At 42.2% G+C, this 18,981-nt stretch carries 11 protein-coding genes; 8 read left to right on the forward strand and 3 right to left on the reverse strand.

All coding sequences use genetic code 11. The annotated features are described in order from the left end of the window. Positions 1 to 10 precede the first annotated feature (10 nt). Positions 11 to 1,471: an Asp-tRNA(Asn)/Glu-tRNA(Gln) amidotransferase subunit GatA gene (gene gatA / locus NOS7524_RS13870; protein ID WP_015139107.1), complete on the forward strand. Its 1,461-nt coding sequence runs from the start codon at positions 11 to 13 to the stop codon at positions 1,469 to 1,471. A gap of 87 nt (positions 1,472 to 1,558) precedes the next feature. Here the strand turns inward: gatA and NOS7524_RS13875 are convergent, their stop codons facing one another. Beyond that, positions 1,559 to 2,419: a helix-turn-helix domain-containing protein gene (locus tag NOS7524_RS13875; RefSeq protein WP_015139108.1), complete on the reverse strand. Its 861-nt coding sequence runs from the start codon at positions 2,417 to 2,419 to the stop codon at positions 1,559 to 1,561. A 215-nt stretch (positions 2,420 to 2,634) separates the two neighbouring features. On the opposite strand from NOS7524_RS13875, the gene NOS7524_RS13880 reads away from it, so the two are divergent. Together NOS7524_RS13880 and NOS7524_RS13885 are read left to right on the forward strand one after the other, a co-directional pair. Further along, the gene (locus NOS7524_RS13880; RefSeq protein WP_015139109.1) at positions 2,635 to 3,513 is read left to right on the forward strand and encodes an alpha/beta hydrolase; all 879 of its coding nucleotides are present in this window, start codon (positions 2,635 to 2,637) and stop codon (positions 3,511 to 3,513) included. Between the two features lie 481 nt (positions 3,514 to 3,994). Beyond that, positions 3,995 to 5,041: a helix-turn-helix domain-containing protein gene (locus NOS7524_RS13885; RefSeq protein ID WP_015139110.1), complete on the forward strand. Its 1,047-nt coding sequence runs from the start codon at positions 3,995 to 3,997 to the stop codon at positions 5,039 to 5,041. 36 nt (positions 5,042 to 5,077) lie between these two features. Here NOS7524_RS13885 and NOS7524_RS13890 read toward each other — a convergent pair whose 3' ends face one another. After that, positions 5,078 to 5,686 (reverse strand): hypothetical protein, encoded by a 609-nt coding sequence (locus NOS7524_RS13890; RefSeq protein ID WP_015139111.1) that lies wholly within the window; start codon positions 5,684 to 5,686, stop codon positions 5,078 to 5,080. A gap of 169 nt (positions 5,687 to 5,855) precedes the next feature. Beyond that, positions 5,856 to 6,443 carry a thylakoid membrane photosystem I accumulation factor gene (locus NOS7524_RS13895; RefSeq protein WP_015139112.1) on the reverse strand — a complete coding sequence of 196 codons (588 nt, stop codon included), beginning with the start codon at positions 6,441 to 6,443 and terminating at the stop codon, positions 5,856 to 5,858. Positions 6,444 to 6,713: 270 nt separating this feature from the next. On the opposite strand from NOS7524_RS13895, the gene NOS7524_RS13900 reads away from it, so the two are divergent. From NOS7524_RS13900 to NOS7524_RS30050, 5 genes are all read left to right on the forward strand, one after another. Next, positions 6,714 to 8,057: a Mur ligase family protein gene (locus tag NOS7524_RS13900; RefSeq protein ID WP_015139113.1), complete on the forward strand. Its 1,344-nt coding sequence runs from the start codon at positions 6,714 to 6,716 to the stop codon at positions 8,055 to 8,057. Between the two features lie 74 nt (positions 8,058 to 8,131). After that, the gene (locus NOS7524_RS13905) at positions 8,132 to 8,944 is read left to right on the forward strand and encodes a type 1 glutamine amidotransferase (protein WP_015139114.1); all 813 of its coding nucleotides are present in this window, start codon (positions 8,132 to 8,134) and stop codon (positions 8,942 to 8,944) included. A gap of 467 nt (positions 8,945 to 9,411) precedes the next feature. Continuing rightward, entirely contained in the window at positions 9,412 to 12,963 is a 3,552-nt protein-coding gene (locus NOS7524_RS27830) for a DUF4347 domain-containing protein (protein ID WP_015139115.1), read from the forward strand. A 226-nt stretch (positions 12,964 to 13,189) separates the two neighbouring features. Further along, the gene (locus NOS7524_RS29480) at positions 13,190 to 18,310 is read left to right on the forward strand and encodes an ELWxxDGT repeat protein (protein ID WP_015139116.1); all 5,121 of its coding nucleotides are present in this window, start codon (positions 13,190 to 13,192) and stop codon (positions 18,308 to 18,310) included. A 391-nt stretch (positions 18,311 to 18,701) separates the two neighbouring features. Beyond that, positions 18,702 to 18,872, forward strand: a complete 171-nt coding sequence (locus NOS7524_RS30050; protein WP_015139117.1) for a hypothetical protein — start codon at positions 18,702 to 18,704, stop codon at positions 18,870 to 18,872. Positions 18,873 to 18,981: the final 109 nt, after the last annotated feature.

Consider the following 18,981-nt stretch of genomic DNA (forward strand, 5'->3'; position numbering starts at 1 on the left):
GAGAGTAATCATGGCATCCATCCGCGAGTTGCACGAACAGCTAGTTAAAAAAGAACGTTCTGCCGTTGAAATTGCCCAAGAAGCTTTAGACCGCATTCAAGCTTTAGAGCCACAATTGCACAGTTTCTTACACGTAACGGCACAAAAAGCTTTAGAACAGGCTAGTGCTGTGGATGCCAAAATTGCTGCTGGTGAGGAAATTGGGCTGCTAGCGGGAATTCCAATTGGTGTGAAAGACAATATGTGTACTAAGGGAATTCCTACCACCTGCGCCTCTCGGATTTTAGAAAATTTTGTCCCGCCTTATGAATCAACAGTGTCACAAAAGCTGATTGATGCTGGGGCTGTAATTGTTGGTAAAACCAATTTAGATGAGTTTGCTATGGGTAGTTCTACTGAAAGTTCTGCCTATCAAGTCACTGCTAACCCTTGGGATTTGTCAAGAGTTCCTGGTGGTTCTTCTGGGGGTTCAGCCGCCGCCGTAGCAGCTGATGAATGTGTGGTGGCGCTTGGTTCTGATACTGGTGGTTCAATTCGCCAACCGGCATCTTTTTGTGGCGTGGTGGGACTCAAGCCAACCTATGGATTAGTTTCCCGTTATGGTTTGGTGGCTTATGCTTCATCTTTGGATCAAATTGGGCCTTTTGGACGCTCAGTAGAAGATGCTGCGATATTATTGAATGCGATCGCAGGTTATGATCCCAAAGATTCCACCAGCCTGAAAGTAGAAATTCCTAACTATGTAGCCAGCTTAAAACCAGACCTCAAAGCTAGAGGTAAACTACGGATTGGCATCATCAAAGAAACTTTTGGCGAAGGTTTAGATTCTGTCGTTGAACAAGCCGTTACCAAAGCCATCGACCAACTACAAAGTTTAGGTGCAGAAGTTCATGTAATTACTTGTCCTAACTTCCGTTATGGTTTACCCAGCTATTACATTATCGCCCCCTCAGAAGCCTCAGCTAACCTAGCTCGTTACGACGGCGTGAAATATGGTTGGCGGGCGGCGGATGCAGATAATTTGCTGTCTATGTACACTCGTACCCGTGCCACTGGGTTTGGTGCAGAAGTCAAGCGCCGAATTATGATTGGTACTTACGCCCTGTCGGCTGGTTATTATGATGCTTACTATCTCAAAGCTCAAAAAGTCCGTACCTTAATTAAACAAGACTTTGAAAAAGCTTTTGAGACAGTGGATATACTGGTTACACCTACTGCTCCAACCACAGCATTCAAAGCAGGAGAAAAGACTGCTGATCCCCTGAGTATGTACTTAAATGATCTGATGACTATTCCCGTCAACCTTGCTGGCTTACCAGGGATAAGCGTTCCCTGTGGTTTTGATGAACAAGGGCTACCCATTGGCTTACAGCTCATTGGCAAAGTGCTAAGAGAAGACCAACTACTGCAAATAGCCTATGCTTATGAGCAATCAACTACTTGGCATTTGCGTCAACCGAAAATAGGGTGATGTAGTGAGTGGGGGAAGCAGGGGAGAATAACTATTGCCTATCACCTGTCACCTGTCACCTGTCACCTGTCACCTGTCACCTGTCACCTATTGCCTATTGCCTTCCGCCAAATAAGTCACCTGTTTAACTTCTCCTTGTCCCCCTAGAGGTTGTGCTGGTTGCTCATCGACGGAAATCAAGACAGCACCGGCATTACCTGAACGCAAAGTTAGCTGTTTTTCGGCTGACCAAGTTCTCTGTTCTCCTGTGGTTAAATTACCTACAAACTCTGTTTTCCCATCTGCTGTCACTTGTAACCATGATTCGCCTTGTAGTTCTAAAGAGACTTTCACTTTGGAATTATCAGTGCTGTTGGGTGATGGTGACTCTGAGGATGGTGTGGCTACGGGAGATGGGGTGGTTGGTGGTGTCGCTGGGGATACTGACTCTGGTTGGCTAGTCACAGCTTCAGCTAAGGGGGTTGAAGCTACGGGTGCTGGGGGGGTTTGTGTGGTTTCACTGGGTAATGAGTCTTGTTTGCTTGCTGATGATTGAGCTATTAATTTGGGATTGAGTATATAAATTAGTCCGATCGCAGCCAAGCCTAATAGTAAAACATAGGGTACAACAAGCGGTATGCGAATATTGGGTATTTTGACAACGTTTTGCTTTTCATTTTGAGACTCTGGATGAGATGCGGCTTCTGAACCCTTCACTTTAAAGGAATTGGCTAAAGCCGCACCATCCAATCCTAGGGTATCGGCATAACGCCGGATGAATCCTTGAACGTAAATCGGTTCTGGTAATTCTTCAAATTGGCCTGCATCCAGAGCTTTTAAGAAAGATAGTCTAATATGTGTTTTAGCAGCTACTTCTTCTATGCGTATGGATTTTTCTTGTCTTACCTGTAGTAAATATTGACTTATTTCCCTTAGTTGTTTCTCTTGTGCTTCATTTAATAGCTTCACGGTCTTCTCCTAGCATTCACTAATTTTGATTATTCACCTGTGAGACTACTTAAGTAAAGTAAATATTATTACTATTGCATAAAATTGTTGGCTCTTTTTTAAATTTTAATTAGAATTCCTAATTATAAATCATTAACCTTTTGTGGTTATTAAACAATTATTGTCTGTCTCAACATTTGTTAAACTATCTCATTGATTGCATGAGCAATAACAAGATGTTAAGTATACTACAAATATCTTTTAAGCTCCTACCTATAGCTGGCACAATTGTGGCGATCGCTTATCTGAGTATTTGTCTATTTCTTTTGGCTAAACAAACTCGGTTTATTTTCTTTCCCTCTAGTATCATTGAAATGACTCCAGAGTATTTTCAACTTCCCTATGAGGATGTTTGGCTACCTGTAGAAGTCAGTTCTGGTAAGGTGGAACGTATGCACGCTTGGTGGATTCCAGCCAAGCAACCCCAGTCTAAGGTGTTGTTATATTTGCACGGGAATGGGGTAAATATTGGTGCGAATGTAGCTCATGCTCATCGATTTCATCAACTAGGATTTTCTGTGTTATTGATTGATTATCGAGGTTATGGCCGCAGTGAAGGTAATTTTCCCAACGAAATGAGCGTCTATCAAGATGCTGAAACCGCTTGGAATTACTTAGTACAACAACAAAAAATTTCCCCCCAGGAAATTTTTATTTATGGGCATTCTTTAGGTGGTGCAGTAGCAATTGATTTAGCAATCAAACAACCAGAAGCAGCCGGATTAATTGTAGAAGGTACTTTTACTTCTGTCCGCGAAGTGATAGATTATCGTAAGGTATTCCAAACATTTCCTATTGATTTAATTTTGACACAGCGATTTGAATCTATTAAAAAAATACCAAAATTGCAAATGCCAATTTTGATTATTCATGGTACGGGTGATTCTACAATACCGTCTTTTATGAGTCAAAAATTGTATGCTGTTGCACCAGAACCGAAACAGCTAATTTTAGTTCCTGGAGCCGAACATAATGAATTAGCAAAGGTAGCAGGGTTAAAATACCTGCAATGGATTGAGTCTTTTGTTCAGCAAGTGATGGTTGTTAGTCAATAGTCCTTAGTTATTGTCTTGTTTTGTTTTCTTAGAGATGGGGTAGCGCACCTATTAGACATTTCCAGAAAATAATTAATTATGCGTTACCTCAAATCCTTGTAGAGACGTAGCAGTGCTACGTCTCTACATTGTTTTTACTTTTAAGCTAAATACTGAGTTTATAAACTTTTTTATACCATAACGGTTTAATTTTGTATGTAACTTGTTTAATTTTAATACTTACGTATAGAAAGTTTAAAAATATATTTCCTATATACAGACAATTACGTGAGTTTAGTAATTCCTGTTAATAACAAAATTAGTATGTATTTACTTAATATACAACCTTTTCAGCTTTTAATCAGTTATACAAATAACTAAGGATGTCATCAGCAAGTGGGAAACTTTGTAAAAATAATACTAAAATTTCCGGATTAATTTATGAAGAATAGGGAAAATGATACAGATTATTCTTGATTAACTACTGAAATATACTTTAATTATGTCTACAGAACCTGTGTATTTATTAACCCTTCCCGGAAATCAAACTGTTGCGTTTTCTCAAGAGGAATTGCGATCGCTCCTAGGACAAATTGAGGCTCAACTCCATCGCAGTCAGGTTTATCGTCGGATTGTCGCTAGGTTGCAAACCTTATTAAGTTCTTCCGGTGAACAAGTCAAGGTGTTATGTCAAGCTATAGGTAGAGAAGCAATTGGTATAGCATTTCAGCAATTTGCACAACAGCAAACTTTCGCAGACATCGAACAAGATACATCAACTGTTGCACCAGAATCTCATGGCTCGACTTCAGCAGCATTCATTTCTAAGCAAACAGAAATAAATACTAACCAAGACAATACAGTATCTACTTCTAAGGAAGTGACAACTGCAAAAGATACCGAGAAAAACCCAGTCGCCAAATTCAACCATTGGTTGCAGTCAAACAAAAAACCTGCCAAACCAGAACTAGCCAAGCAAATACCAGAGCAGCAACGCCTAGACATCATGCGTCAAATAGGTGTGCAACTGAGAAAAGCGCGTGAGTCTCAAAATCTCAGCTTGAGTCAACTTCACATTTATACTCACATTCCACTCCATCAAATGGAGGCAGTGGAAAATGCTAACTTCGAGACTTTACCAGAAGATGTCTGCGTGCGGGGATTTATCCGCATCATGGGAAATGCTTTAGGCTTAAATGGCATGATTTTGGCAGCTTCTTTACCTACATCCAGCACAGTAAAATCAATTTTGCCCTCTTGGTGTCAGCCGAAAAATAATGCCCCAAGCTTAAAATTAGAACTACGTCCACTACATTTATATTTAGGTTATACAGCCCTCGTGGCTGGAGCAGTAGGAGGATTATCTTATGTATCTCAGCCAGCAACTAATGATAGTCTGTTAAATTCAGAGATAGTTCCCCCATCTTCATCAACTTCGCGATCGCCCCATCATAATCATGACACCATAGCCAAACCGGGGATCAAATCTAGCACAACTGGGATAAGTGTTGGACACGATATTTCTCCACCGGAAGCTTTTTATCAATAATTTATTTTCGCATACCTACTTAATATTTACTCTTCATCAACCAATGGGCAGATTACCGGGATTAACTGCATGAATAAATTCACTACCTGAATTTGGTCTACCGCGTTTATAACTCGCTTCTTCTGGTTTACCCCAACCAAGCTGTAAAATTATCTCCAAAAAGTTAGAATTTTCCCACTTCCATAAACTAGCCCATTCTGTTCTTTGAGCAATTCTCTCTACATCAGATGCTGTAATTTTTTGGTGTTGTTTACTGTTATTAAAACTCAAATACAAATCCATTTGTGCTGTGACTTCACACCAAAAATTCCAGATAGAATTTTTGGCGGATTTCAATATTGCTAAGTCACTGGAGAGTGCAATTAATTGGGCATCTACTTCTGGATAGCGCAAGCTTTTACCCTTGACTGTCATATCGCGCCAAATAATCCCAGACACTAGATATTCTCTTTGATAATCGTGAATCGCAGCTTTAAAATCTTGATAAGCTGTGAATTTCTGTAGCCCATCTGTTCTGATAAACTGGTCAATTAAGGGATTACCAGAAACTGTTACTTCTAACTTGAGACGTTCACCTTTGAGGCAAGCTTGGCGTTCAGCTGCCAAAATTTGAATTAACTCCTCGGTAGTGTAAACCTTTGACATCAGAACACACTCAATTAGTCAATGGTCAATGGTCAATAGTCAACAGTCATTAGCCATTAGTTATTACTTTCGACTATTGACTAAATCAACATTATCCTTTGCAACATGGAGAATACAGTAACAGATGGCACTAAAATTCAGGGCAGACCAATTTGGCCTACCCCCACAGTTATTTAGCTAACTCACTACTGAACTCATTGAACGATCGCCGCCTTAACTGTACTGATTCGGTACGAGGTAGTAAATCAAACACTTCTCGCAATCTGTCATCGATCTCTTCATAGGGTACTTGACCCTGTTTATTTAAAACTACCTTACCTGATTGATCAAACACTACAACTTGAGGCACACCTCCAGTATAGTAATATCCTGGTTCTGTGGGGTCGTAGCTGTTTTTGGCTGGAATGGTATCAACATTAATCGGCATAATCTCAGCTACTTGACCGTAAAATTCCTGTACTCGTGAAATCACGATCGCATACTGTTTACAATCACGGCTATCATCCAAATAAAAAGCCAACACTGTCGGTCTATGTTCGGCTAAAGATTGCGCTAGGGTGATTTTAGGCGGTACTAACGAACCATTACCAGCGTAAACCACAAACATATTCCCATCATAAATGTCATCGTTAATACCTGCTAAAGCTGGCTGTGTACTAACAATAAACAAACAAGTCAGCAACAACAGGCATTTGGAAACCAACCGCCGCCAGTCAGCATTTTTTTTATGTAAAAAAGGAAACTTGATACTAATCATCAAAAAGCACCTTGCCAGTTACTATTTATCGTTAGGTGTGCTGAATTAGGCAACCAGGGCTGGATATATAATTACGCCCGTACACTATTTTTTAAGATAACGCCTAGGGGGATCTATGGGGATAGGTGACAGGTGACAGGTGACAGAGGGGGCAGGGGAGCAGAGGAGCAGGGGAGAATAACTATTGCCTATTGCCTATTGCCTATTGACTCCTATTGCCTATTGACTATTGACTATTGACCATTGACTATTGATCAAAAGAATTAGGGTATGGATGTGGGTAATAAGATAAAACTTATAGATAGACTACGTTTGGGGTTTGCGGTGTTGGTGGCGAAAAGCGTCACCTTTGGGGTGCGATCGCTGCGTCTGGGTGCTGCTAGTGTATTACCAGGGTCAATCGCTCGTCGTATTGAACCTAGGCTGTTAGAATTGTTGAGCCAGCAAGTCAAAAACGGGGTGATTATCATTGCTGGGACTAACGGCAAAACTACCACTTCGCTGTTGTTACGCACGATATTAGAAAATCAAGGCTACCGCGTCTCTCATAACTCCACAGGTGCAAATCTGGAAAATGGCTTGATGACAGCGTTGATAGAAAGCACCAACTTGGTGGGGACGCTAGATGTTGATTATGCGATTTTGGAAGTAGACGAGAATATTGTTCCCAAGGTATTAAAACCACTCCAGCCGCGAATTATCCTGTGTTTAAACCTCTTTCGGGATCAACTTGATAGATACGGCGAAGTAGACACCATCAGCAAGCGGTGGACAAAAGTTATCTCGACTCTCCCACCAGAAACAGTTGTCATTCCTAATGCTGATGACCCCACTTTATCCCATCTTGGTCAACAGCTACCCCAAAAAGTCTTATTCTTTGGTTTAAATGAACCAGAACATTATTTAGAAGCCATTCCTCACGCCGTTGATTCTATATATTGCCCTCGCTGTGGACATTCCTTAGATTACCAAGGTGTATATTTATCTCATTTAGGAGATTTTACTTGTCCTAGTTGTGGATTTAGTAAGAGTCAACCAGCCTTAGAAAGTAGTGAATGGCAACAGATTTTAGTTGGTTTATACAACAAATACAACACTTTAGCCGCAGCCACAGCCGCTAAAGAATTAGGAGTTAATGAAAGTACAATTAGAGATACTATTAATAACTTTCAAGCTGCTTTTGGACGGGCTGAAGATTTAGTCATTGATGGTAAACGAGTCAGAATTTTATTATCAAAAAATCCAGTGGGGACGAATGAAACAATTCGCGTCGTCACCCAAAGCACTGATAAAACTACATTAATGGTATTAAACGATCGCACACCCGACGGCACAGATGTATCCTGGATTTGGGACGTAGATACAGAAAAATTAGTGGAACGTGGTGGGACTTTAGTAGTAAGTGGCGATCGCGTCTATGATATGGCCTTACGTCTGCGTTACAGCGAAAAATCACCGGAGAGTAACATAAATTTAATTGTCGAAGAAGATTTACGTCAAGCGATCGCCACCGCCTTAGAACATACACCACCAGATGAAACTCTGCACATTCTCCCCACCTACTCAGCCATGCTAGAAGTGCGAGAAGTTCTCACAGGAAGGAAAATTCTTTAAATTAGTCAATACTCATTTTCTCCCCTGTCACCTGTCACCTGTCACCTGTCCCCTATTCCCTACTCCCTAAAACCATGAAACAATTAGACTTAACAATAGGTTGGCTATATCCTACACTGATGAGTACCTATGGCGATCGCGGTAATGTGATTACTATAGAACGTCGCGCTCAATGGCAGGGATACAGCGTTAAAGTATTACCCCTCGACCAAAACGCTACAGCAGATGATATTAAGTCTGTAGATGTCATAGTTGGTGGTGGCGCACAAGACAGGCAGCAAGAAATTGTCATGCGTGATTTGCAAGGCGCAAAAGCCGCAGCCATCCGCGAGAAAATCGAAAACGGTACACCAGGAGTCTTTACTTGTGGTTCACCCCAACTCTTAGGACACTATTACGAACCAGGATTGGGACAGCGTATTGAAGGTTTAGGAATTCTCGATTTAGTCTCCGTCCATCCCGGCGAAAATACCAAGCGTTGCATCGGTAACTTAGTCATAGAAGTGACAGCCAGCCGACTAGCAAAAGATTTAGAAGAGATGACTGGAAGCAAACCCTATCTAGTAGGTTTTGAAAATCACGGTGGACGCACGAAACTAGGTAAAGTCGAAGCCTTGGGCAAAGTCGTCTATGGCTTAGGTAATAACGGTGAAGATGGTACAGAAGGCGCATTTTATCAAAATGCCATAGCAACTTATTCCCACGGGCCATTATTACCCAAAAATCCCTTCGTTGCCGACTGGTTAATTCAAACAGCACTGCGGTTAAAGTATCAGCAGCCAATTACTCTCAAACCATTAAATGATGATTTAGCCGCACAAGCCAGAGAAGCTATGTTTAAAAAGTTAAAAGTTAATCTGCCGAATACTACTGTGGCTAAAGTTTAAATTTGATATCAGGTGGGTAATACCTACCTGAATTTATTAGATTTTCTTAATATTTAAAAAGTCAATTTTTCCTCTAAAAAAGTAAAAAATCTATATTTTTCTAGAAGTAATGTTCCCAATTAATAACTTTAGATAGATGACAAATTGCAGTATCACTTGTTTTGTGTATGACATCTTCATAGAATCTTTAAAATAATAAAAATCATCAAAAATATTCATCTTTTGGTTGTTTTTCCAGCAATTTTACTAAACAATCTTGCTTAGTGTTGAAATTTACCAAGCGTAATTAATCAGGCAAAGTTGCAATTCTCGTAGGGTGTAATTAGCAAAAAATTAGCTAAATTTCTCTATTAATTTAGCAAACTTAACACTAGCAAGTATCTTACAGATAAAAGATTTTCTTGATTAATGACATTGGCAGTTTCTGATGGCAAAGATTCCTGACCACAAGCATTTTGATCAAAGCTATGTTTACAACAAATAATTCCAATGACAAACTATCTCAGGCAGTCACTGAAGGTAGTACAAACCGTGGCATTTTGTTTATGGATGGGGCAGTAGAAAATTACTCCAGTTTAGTAACAGGAGTCTTACCAGGATTTGAGGTGATTATCCTTGATTCTACACAGGATGGAGTAGAGCAAATTACTCAAGTATTGTCACAGCGTCAGGGAATTGACAGCGTTCACATCGTCTCACATGGCAGTTGTGGCAGCGTGCAGTTAGGAACGGCTAACCTCAGTTGGGATACCCTGTCTTTCTACGCCAGTCAACTGCAAAGTTGGCAAAATGCCCTCACAGATGCAGCGCAAATCTTGTTATATGGTTGCAATGTAGCAGCCGGTGCAGTTGGTAAAGCATTTGTACAGAGGTTGAGTGAACTAACCTCTAGTGTAGTCGCTGCTTCGGATGACTTGACTGGCAATGCGGCGTTGGGTGGTGACTGGGAGTTAGAAGTGCAGACTGGTTGTGATGCTGTGACATTGGCATTTAGTCAAGCCAGCATAGAGGCTTATGAGGGAGTATTGAATTCTCAACCATACTTAGTAACCGATATCAATCTTGGTAATTTTTTCTCTCCCAACTATTTGACCAATGTTAATGGCACACTCTACTTTGAGGCATATACCCCCACCTACGGTAGAGAACTATATCGCTTAGACAACACCACAGGCAATGCTGTACGCCTGACTGATATTAATCCTGGTGCACGAAATTCCAGTCCCTACAACCTGACCAACATCAATGGCACACTCTACTTTGTGGCAGAAAACCGTACCTATGGTAGAGAGTTATATCGGTTAGACAATACCACAGGCAATGCTGTACGCCTGATTGATATTAATCCTGGTGCGGGAAGTTCTCGTCCCGAAGCTTTGAGATACATCAATGGCACACTCTACTTTGAGGCATATACCTCCACCTACGGTAGAGAATTATATCGATTAGACAACACCACAGGCAATGCTGTACGCATTACTGATATCAATCCGGGTGCAGGGGATTCCAATCCCTACGAGCTGACTGAAATCAATGGCGTACTCTACTTTAGAGCATATACCTCCACCTACATCTATGACTTATATCGGCTAGACAATACCACAGGTAAAGCTGTACGCGTTACTGATAGCAATACTGGTGATGGGTTGTCCTTTTCCCAAGAGCTGACCAACATCAATGGTACACTCTACTTTACAGCAGTAAATACACTAGATTCCTATCGTAATTTTAAGTTATATCGAATAGACAACACTACAGGCAATGCAGTCGTTATTGATATCAATGCTGGTGCTAACTCTTCCGATCCCTATCGGCTGACCAATATCAATGGCACACTGTACTTTACGACATCTTATGGCATATATCGAATAGACAACAGCACAGGCAATCCTGTACCTGTTACTGATAACAATTTTGGTAATGTGTCTGCCGCTCCCTACCAGCTGATCTACATTAATGGCACAGTCTACTTTAGGGCATATAACTTCACCTATGGCCATGAGTTATATCGAGTAGACAACTCCACAGGTAAAGCTGTACTTGTCACTGATATCAATCCTGGTGTTGAGTCTTCCCATCCCGACACCCTGACGAATATCAATGGCACACTCTACTTTACAGCATCTACCCCCACTTTTGGTAGAGAGTTATATCGAGTAGACAATTCCACAGGTAAGGCTGTACTCGTCACTGATATCAATCCTGGTGTTGAGTCTTCCCATATCGACAACCTGACGAACATCAATGGCACACTCTACTTTACGGCATCTACCCCCACTTTTGGTAGAGAGTTATATCGAGTAGACAACTCCACAGGTAAGGCTGTACGCATTACTGATATCAATCCGGGTGCAGGGGATTCCTATCCCGGCTACCTGACCTACTTCAATGGCATACTCTACTTTAGAGCATCTGACTCTACTCTTGCCTATCAATTGTGGGCTTTACCAATTGAGGCTGCCAATCAGAACGAAATTACAGGCACATCAGCATCAGAAACCCTCAACGGTACTGCCAATCCAGATATTATCTATGCTTTAGAAGGCGATGACAAGTTGTATGGCTTTGTAGGAAATGATACCCTGTATGGCGGCACTGGTAACGATTGGCTAGATGGTGGTGCTGGCGCAGACGAGATGATTGGCGGTAGTGGCAATGATATTTACTTTGTAGACAATCCACAAGACACCATCATCGAAGATGCAAATGGCGGCATAGATGCAGTTATCTCTACTATCAGTTGGGAATTGGGCAATCACCTAGAGAATTTAACACTCACAGGCAACAATACTATTAACGGTACTGGTAATAGTGGTAATAATGTCCTGATTGGTAACTCCGCAGCCAATATTTTGTCAGGTGGTGATGGCAATGATTGGCTTTCTGGTGGTGCGGGAAATGATACCTTGTATGGGGAAACTGGTAATGACACCCTGTATGGTGGCACTGGTAACGATTGGCTCGATGGTGGTGCTGGTGCAGACGAGAAGATTGGCGGTAGTGGCAATGATATTTACTTTGTAGACAATCCACAAGACACCATCATTGAAGAGGCAAATGGTGGCATAGATGCAGTTATCTCTAGTATTAGTTGGCAATTAGGCAATCACCTAGAGAATTTAACACTCACAGGCAGCAATGCGATTAACGGTACTGGTAACGGTGGCAATAATGTCATCATTGGTAACTCGGCAGCCAATATTTTGTCAGGCGAGAATGGCAACGATTGGCTGTCTGGGTTGGGTGGAAACGATCGCCTGTTGGGTGGCAATGGTAATGATACTCTCGATGGTGGTACTGGTGACGATTGGCTCGATGGTGGTGCTGGTGCAGACGAGATGATTGGCGGTAGTGGCAATGATATTTACTTTGTAGACAATCCACAAGACACCATCGTTGAATATGCAAATGGTGGTACAGATGCAGTTATCTCTAGTATTAGTTGGCAATTAGGCAATCACCTAGAGAATTTAACACTCACAGGCAGCAATGCGATTAACGGTACTGGTAACGGTGGCAATAATGTCATCATTGGTAACTCGGCAGCCAATATTTTGTCAGGCGAGAATGGCAACGATTGGCTTTCAGGGCTAGGCGGAAACGATCGCCTCGTTGGTGGCCATGGTAATGATACTCTCGATGGTGGTACTGGTGACGATACACTCATCGGTGGTAGAGGTTTAGATGATTTAATTGGTGGTGCTGGCAAGGATAGTTTCCAATTAAGTCTGCCTGTGGTGGGTGATTTTGATACCATTGCTGACTTCAGTGTTGCCGATGACAAAATCCTCATTTCTAAAGCGGAGTTTGGTTTAACTCAAGCTTTGGGTGTACTGGATGCGAGTGTATTCCGCCTGGGTACAAGTGCGGTCACAGCAGGCGATCGCTTCATCTATGACCAATCTACAGGTAATTTGTTCTTTGATACCGATGGGTTAGGTGGTAACACACAAGTTCAGATTGCCCGACTCTCCAATCAAGCTGTCCTGAACAATACCCACATTACCGTAATTGCATAGTTTGATGGATAGGTCGCCTGCGTCTGCGGTGAAGTAGGCGATCTATCTATGACCAATCTACAGGTAATTTGTTTTTTGATACCGATGGCAATGGTAGTAATACACAAATCAGAATCGCTCAACTCTCCAATGAGAAAGCTGTGGCCAATATCAGCATCACTGCGATCGCATAGTCGGTTCACAACCAATCCAATATTTTTACACTCAATACCAAATACACAATCCTATGTCTACAATCAATCTTTCCGGGAATCCTTCAGTTTTTACAGTTGCTGTTGACAACCAACACCAAGGCATGGTGTTTATTGATGGGGCGGTAGAAAATCATTCCAGTTTATTGGCGGGAGTCTTACCAGGATTTGAGGTGGTTATCCTTGACCCTACACAGGATGGAGTAGAGCAAATTACCCAGGTATTGTCACAGCGTCAGGGAATTGGCAGTGTTCACATTGTCTCACATGGCAGTTGTGGCAGTGTGCAGTTAGGAACAGCTAACCTCAGTTGGGACACCCTGTCTTTCTACGCCAGTCAACTGCAAAGTTGGCAAAATGCCCTCACAGATACAGCGCAAATCTTGTTATATGGTTGCAATGTCGCTGTCGGTGCTGTTGGTCAGGCATTTGTGCAGAGGTTGAGTGAATTAACCTCTGCTGTAGTCGCCGCTTCAGATGACTTAACTGGCAATGCGGCGTTGGGTGGTGACTGGGAGTTAGAAGTGCAGACTGGGAAAGACACTATTGCACTTGCTTTCGATGCAGCAAAGCTCAAGGCTTACGAAGGAATATTGAACTATGAGCCATACAGAGTCAGGAATATTGTTCAAGGGTTAGACCCTGTAAATCCTAGAAACCTCACTAACCTGAATGGCACACTTTACTTCATTGCCTATGACACCAATCATGGTGAAGAATTATGGCAAGTTGACCCGACAACAAATAAAGCAGTCTTGGTCAGTGACATCAATCCCGGTGCTGGGAGTTCTTCCCCCCGTTCACTGACCAACGTCAATGGCACACTCTACTTCACCGCCTATGACACCAATCATGGTGAAGAATTATGGCAAGTTGACCCGACAACAAATAAAGCAGTCTTGGTCAGTGACATCAATCCCGGTGCTGGGAGTTCTTCCCCCCATTTACTCACCAATGTTAACGGTACACTCTACTTCACCGCTAATGACAACACTCATAGTGATGAATTATGGAAAGTTGACCCGACAACAGGTGAAGCAGTCTTGGTCAGTGACATCAATCCTGGTGCTGGGAGTTCTTCCCTCCGGTTACTGACCAACGTCAATGGCACACTCTACTTCACCGCTAATGACAACACTCATGGTGAAGAATTATGGCAAGTTGACCCGACAACAAATAAAGCAGTCTTGGTCAGTGACATCAATCCCGGTGCTGGGAGTTCTTACCCTGGTTTACTAACCAACATCAATGACACACTCTACTTCACTGCTTATGACAATATTCATGGTGAAGAGTTGTGGAGCATAAACAATAGCACAGGCGATATTGTACAAATCACTAATGATCCCATTAATGTAGATATTCAAAACTTTTTCCACTTCGATAACGAAATTTACTTAGTCCAATCTTTGTCTGGCATCCGGGAGCTATGGAAGATTGAGCAGGATACAGGCAACAAAGTCTTGGTTGAAGATTTTGCAGATTACAGCGATTTTTACGGTTACATTGACAGTATCAATAACCCAATTGAAATTAACGACACACTTTATTTCAGTGTAAAACTCTCTTACCCACAACCAGAAGATGATACCTTTTTCTGGTGGAAGATAGACAACAGCACAGGCAAAGCAGTGCAAGTTACCGAACGTTATAGCGGTACTGATATACTAGGTTACTTGGATGGCACACTATACCTAATAAAAAATGATGGTACTGGTTTGGAGTTGTGGGAAATAGACGATGTTACAGGCGATGCTTTACCTCTGACCGATATTAATCCTGGCACTGGCTCTTCCAATATTCTAGACTTAACATCCGTCAATGGTACACTGTACTTTAGTGCCTATGATGGCTTGAGTAGACAACTTTGGGCTTTGCCTACTGACGGTCTATCTAATTATCCTCCCATCGCCAACAACGACAGCATTATTGCAACTAAGAATACACCCATTATTATCAGTGCTGCCAATATTCTGGCTAATGATCTAGATCCAGAAGAAAGTAATTTGTCAATTATTGCCGTCAGTCAACCTAGTAATGGTAGCTTAGTTAACAATAATGATGGCACTTATACTTACACTCCTAATCCAGACTATTATGGCTTAGACAGCTTTACTTACACCGTCAGTGATGAGCAGGGAGGTAATAGTTCTGCTACTGTTAACTTGACCATTAATCCAGTATCTACTTCTGCACCATACTTGGTTGCTGACCTCAATCAAGGATCTGCGTCTTCCATACCTAGGAACCTGACTAATATTGATGGCACACTCTACTTTATTGCAGCTGATGCCGATCATGGTGAACAACTGTGGAAACTTGACAATAACACAGGCAGCCCAGTCAGAATCACAAATGCTAGTTTCATAAATACGGAAAATGTTGGCAGGCCTAACTCTGTCTTATGGACACCCCTAACAACTGTCAACAATAAGCTTTACTTTTTTGTCCTCCAAGAAGTAGAACTTAGAATTGACCCTTTTGAAGGCACTTCAGTTAGATTATGGGAGATTGATAAAACTACAGGTGATGCAGAACTTAAATACACTTACCTTAGTTTTGGAGATATCAATGACTTCAAAAATTTCAATATCATCGAAACAACTAGCGTTGATGGCATATTCTACTTTGTTACCCAACCATACACAGAAAGTGAGTTTTTGAAAGTTGACAATGAAACTGGCAACGTCATTGCAGTTCAAGGACTGACAGATATAGAGTCAGTCGATGGTTTGACCAACGTTAACGGTACGCTTTACTTTATTGGATTTGACACAAATTATCAAAGAAGTTTGTGGAAGATAAATAACTCCACTGGTGGAGCTGTGCGGGTTAATGGTAGTAATGGTTCTGAATTTTCGTCTCCTGGCATACTCACCAATGTTAACGGTACACTGTATTTCACCGCCTATGACAACATTCATGGTCAAGAATTATGGAAAGTTGACCCGACAACAGGTAATGCCGTTTTGGTTAGTGACATTAATCCTGGTTCTGGGAGTTCCAATCCTGACATACTGACCAATATCAATGGCACTCTGTATTTCAGAGCCAATGACAAATTATGGAAAGTTGACAATACTACTGGAGAGGCTGTGCAGCTAGCAAATCTCCCCGGTACTGGAAGTAGTGTGGATTTCTCTGACCTAACCGATGTCAACGGCACACTCTACTTTGTCGTATATGAATTTGCTCAATTCTCCCGAAGATTGTGGAAAATTGATAGTGGTGTCAACGAAGCCGTACGGGTGAATGAAACGTTAGAGGTGGAGGCATATTTAAATGCTGCCACTAATCTGATGAATGTGAATGGAACCCTGTATTTTATTGCTGATGATGGTACTCACGGTAAAGAGTTGTGGAAGATAAACAACAGCACAGGCAATGCTGTATTGGTACAGGATATTAACCCAGGTTCTGGCTCTGCCAATATCAGTAACCTCAGCAACATTAAAGGTACACTCTACTTTATTGCTAACAATAACATTAACGGCGAAGAACTGTGGAAGATTGACAATTTTACAGGTTTACCAGTGCTGGTGGCGGATCTCAATCCTGGGACAGCATCCTCCTCACCCAGAGAATTGACCTATATCAACGGCACACTATATTTCCGTGCCTCTAATCAAACTACAGGTAATGAACTGTGGGCATTACTTATCAATGAAGTATCTAATACTTCTCCCATTGCAGCCAACGACAGCATCACTGCTAACAAGAACACACCTATCATCATTAGTGCTGCTACACTCCTAGCTAACGACACCGATGCAGACGGCGATACCCTGTCAATTACAGCCATCACTCAACCCAGCAATGGTAGCCTGATTAATAACAACAACGGTACATACACTTACACCCCTAATCCCAACTACTACGGCACAGATAGCTTTACCTACAGTATCAGCGACGGACAAGGCGGTAGTAGTACAGCCACAGTCAACCTCACAATTAACAACGTCATTACAGGCACATCAGCATCAGAAACTCTCAACGGCACAGCCAGCAAAGATATCATTTACGCCTTAGACGGTAATGACAAGTTGTATGGCTTTTCCGGAAACGACACCCTTGATGGCGGTACAGGTAACGATTGGCTAGATGGTGGTACTGGCGCAGACGAGATGATTGGCGGTAGTGGCAATGATATTTACTTCGTAGACGATTTAGGAGACACCATCATCGAAGAAGCAAATGGCGGCACAGATGCAGTTATCTCCAGTATTAGTTGGCAATTAGGCAATCACCTAGAGAATTTAACACTGACAGGAAGCAATGCCATTAACGGTACTGGTAACGGTGGCAATAATGTCATCATTGGTAACTCCGCAGCCAATATTTTGTCAGGCGGTGATGGCAACGATTGGCTTTCTGGTGGTGCGGGAAATGATACCTTGTATGGGGAAACTGGTAATGACACTCTGCATGGTGGCACTGGTAACGATTGGCTCGATGGTGGTGCTGGTGCAGACGAGAAGATTGGCGGTAGTGGCAATGATATTTACTTTGTAGACAATCCACAAGACACCATCGTTGAATATGCAAATGGTGGTACAGATGCAGTTATCTCTAGTATTAGTTGGCAATTAGGCAATCACCTAGAGAATTTAACACTCACAGGCAGCAATGCGATTAACGGTACTGGTAACGGTGGCAATAATGTCATCATTGGTAACTCGGCAGCCAATATTTTGTCAGGCGAGAATGGCAACGATTGGCTTTCAGGGCTAGGCGGAAACGATCGCCTCATCGGTGGCAATGGTAATGATACTCTTGATGGTGGTACTGGTGACGATACACTCATCGGTGGTAGAGGTTTCGATGATTTAATTGGTGGTGCTGGCAAGGATAGTTTCCAATTAAGTCTGCCTGTGGTGGGTGATTTTGATACCATTGCTGATTTCAGTGTTGTTGATGACAAAATCCTCATCTCTAAAGCGGAGTTTGATTTAACTCAAAGTTTGGGTGTACTTGATGTTAGTGTATTCCGTCTGGGGACAAGTGCGGTAACGGCAAGCGATCGCTTCATCTATGACCAAGCCACAGGTAATCTATTCTTTGATACCGATGGGTTAAGTGGTAACACACAAGTTCAGATTGCCCGACTCTCTAATCAAGCTGCCCTGACCAATACCCATATTACCGTGATCGCATAGTTTAACGTCAGTTCGATAAACCTCTCCCTCCCAACCTCCCTCTCCTGCAAGGAAAGGGAGGAGTAATGAAAAACTGGGCTTTTTACTCCCCTCTCCGCGTCGGAGCGAAAAGTCTGAGCGGAGGTTTCCTCCGATCAGAACTTTTCAAGAGAGAGGGGTTGGGGGAGAGGTCAAAAAAGACTTATCGAACTCACGTTAGTTTAATGGTTTACGATGGATAGCGATCGCTATCCTCTGTCAATCTTCCCAAATCCAAAATTTTATAACTTGGTAAATTGAGCATCCGCCTTTTATCGGGAAATCAAAACCTCATGCTTCTATCGTGGGGGAGATATAACCAATTGGAAGATTGATCAGAATATGAGAGCATCTTCGTACCAAAAGGTAGCTTATGAAAAGTTTAGTATCCCTTACTGTAGCAGTGGTGTTGGGAACTGCTTTTTCAGGATTAGTATTTTCTCGTCCTGAAGCAGTAAACCGACAAGTGGTGGCACAAGAAACAACACCCACACCGACACCCACACCGACACCCACACCCACACCGACACCTACACCCGATTAACTCTGTCTAGATTCCAACAAGACTTCTCAACGTTTTTATTAGTGTCTTAGTTCATACCTTCCATACCCTGACCATCTTATCGGTTCTTGGCAACTTTTGGTGATCTTAG

Origin of the sequence: Nostoc sp. PCC 7524, assembly GCF_000316645.1 — a bacterium.
Lineage (GTDB): Bacteria > Cyanobacteriota > Cyanobacteriia > Cyanobacteriales > Nostocaceae > Trichormus.

Bases quoted from the DNA above. Each gene is read 5' to 3' on its own strand.
- gatA (WP_015139107.1), top strand. From the start codon at position 11: ATGGCATCCATCCGCGAGTTGCACGAACAGCTAGTTAAAAAAGAACGT.
- NOS7524_RS13880 (WP_015139109.1), top strand. From the start codon at position 2,635: ATGTTAAGTATACTACAAATATCTTTTAAGCTCCTACCTATAGCTGGC.
- NOS7524_RS13885 (WP_015139110.1), top strand. From the start codon at position 3,995: ATGTCTACAGAACCTGTGTATTTATTAACCCTTCCCGGAAATCAAACT.
- NOS7524_RS13890 (WP_015139111.1), bottom strand. From the start codon at position 5,686: ATGTCAAAGGTTTACACTACCGAGGAGTTAATTCAAATTTTGGCAGCT.
- NOS7524_RS13895 (WP_015139112.1), bottom strand. From the start codon at position 6,443: ATGATTAGTATCAAGTTTCCTTTTTTACATAAAAAAAATGCTGACTGG.
- NOS7524_RS13900 (WP_015139113.1), top strand. From the start codon at position 6,714: ATGGATGTGGGTAATAAGATAAAACTTATAGATAGACTACGTTTGGGG.
- NOS7524_RS13905 (WP_015139114.1), top strand. From the start codon at position 8,132: ATGAAACAATTAGACTTAACAATAGGTTGGCTATATCCTACACTGATG.
- NOS7524_RS27830 (WP_015139115.1), top strand. From the start codon at position 9,412: ATGTTTACAACAAATAATTCCAATGACAAACTATCTCAGGCAGTCACT.
- NOS7524_RS29480 (WP_015139116.1), top strand. From the start codon at position 13,190: ATGTCTACAATCAATCTTTCCGGGAATCCTTCAGTTTTTACAGTTGCT.
- NOS7524_RS30050 (WP_015139117.1), top strand. From the start codon at position 18,702: ATGAAAAGTTTAGTATCCCTTACTGTAGCAGTGGTGTTGGGAACTGCT.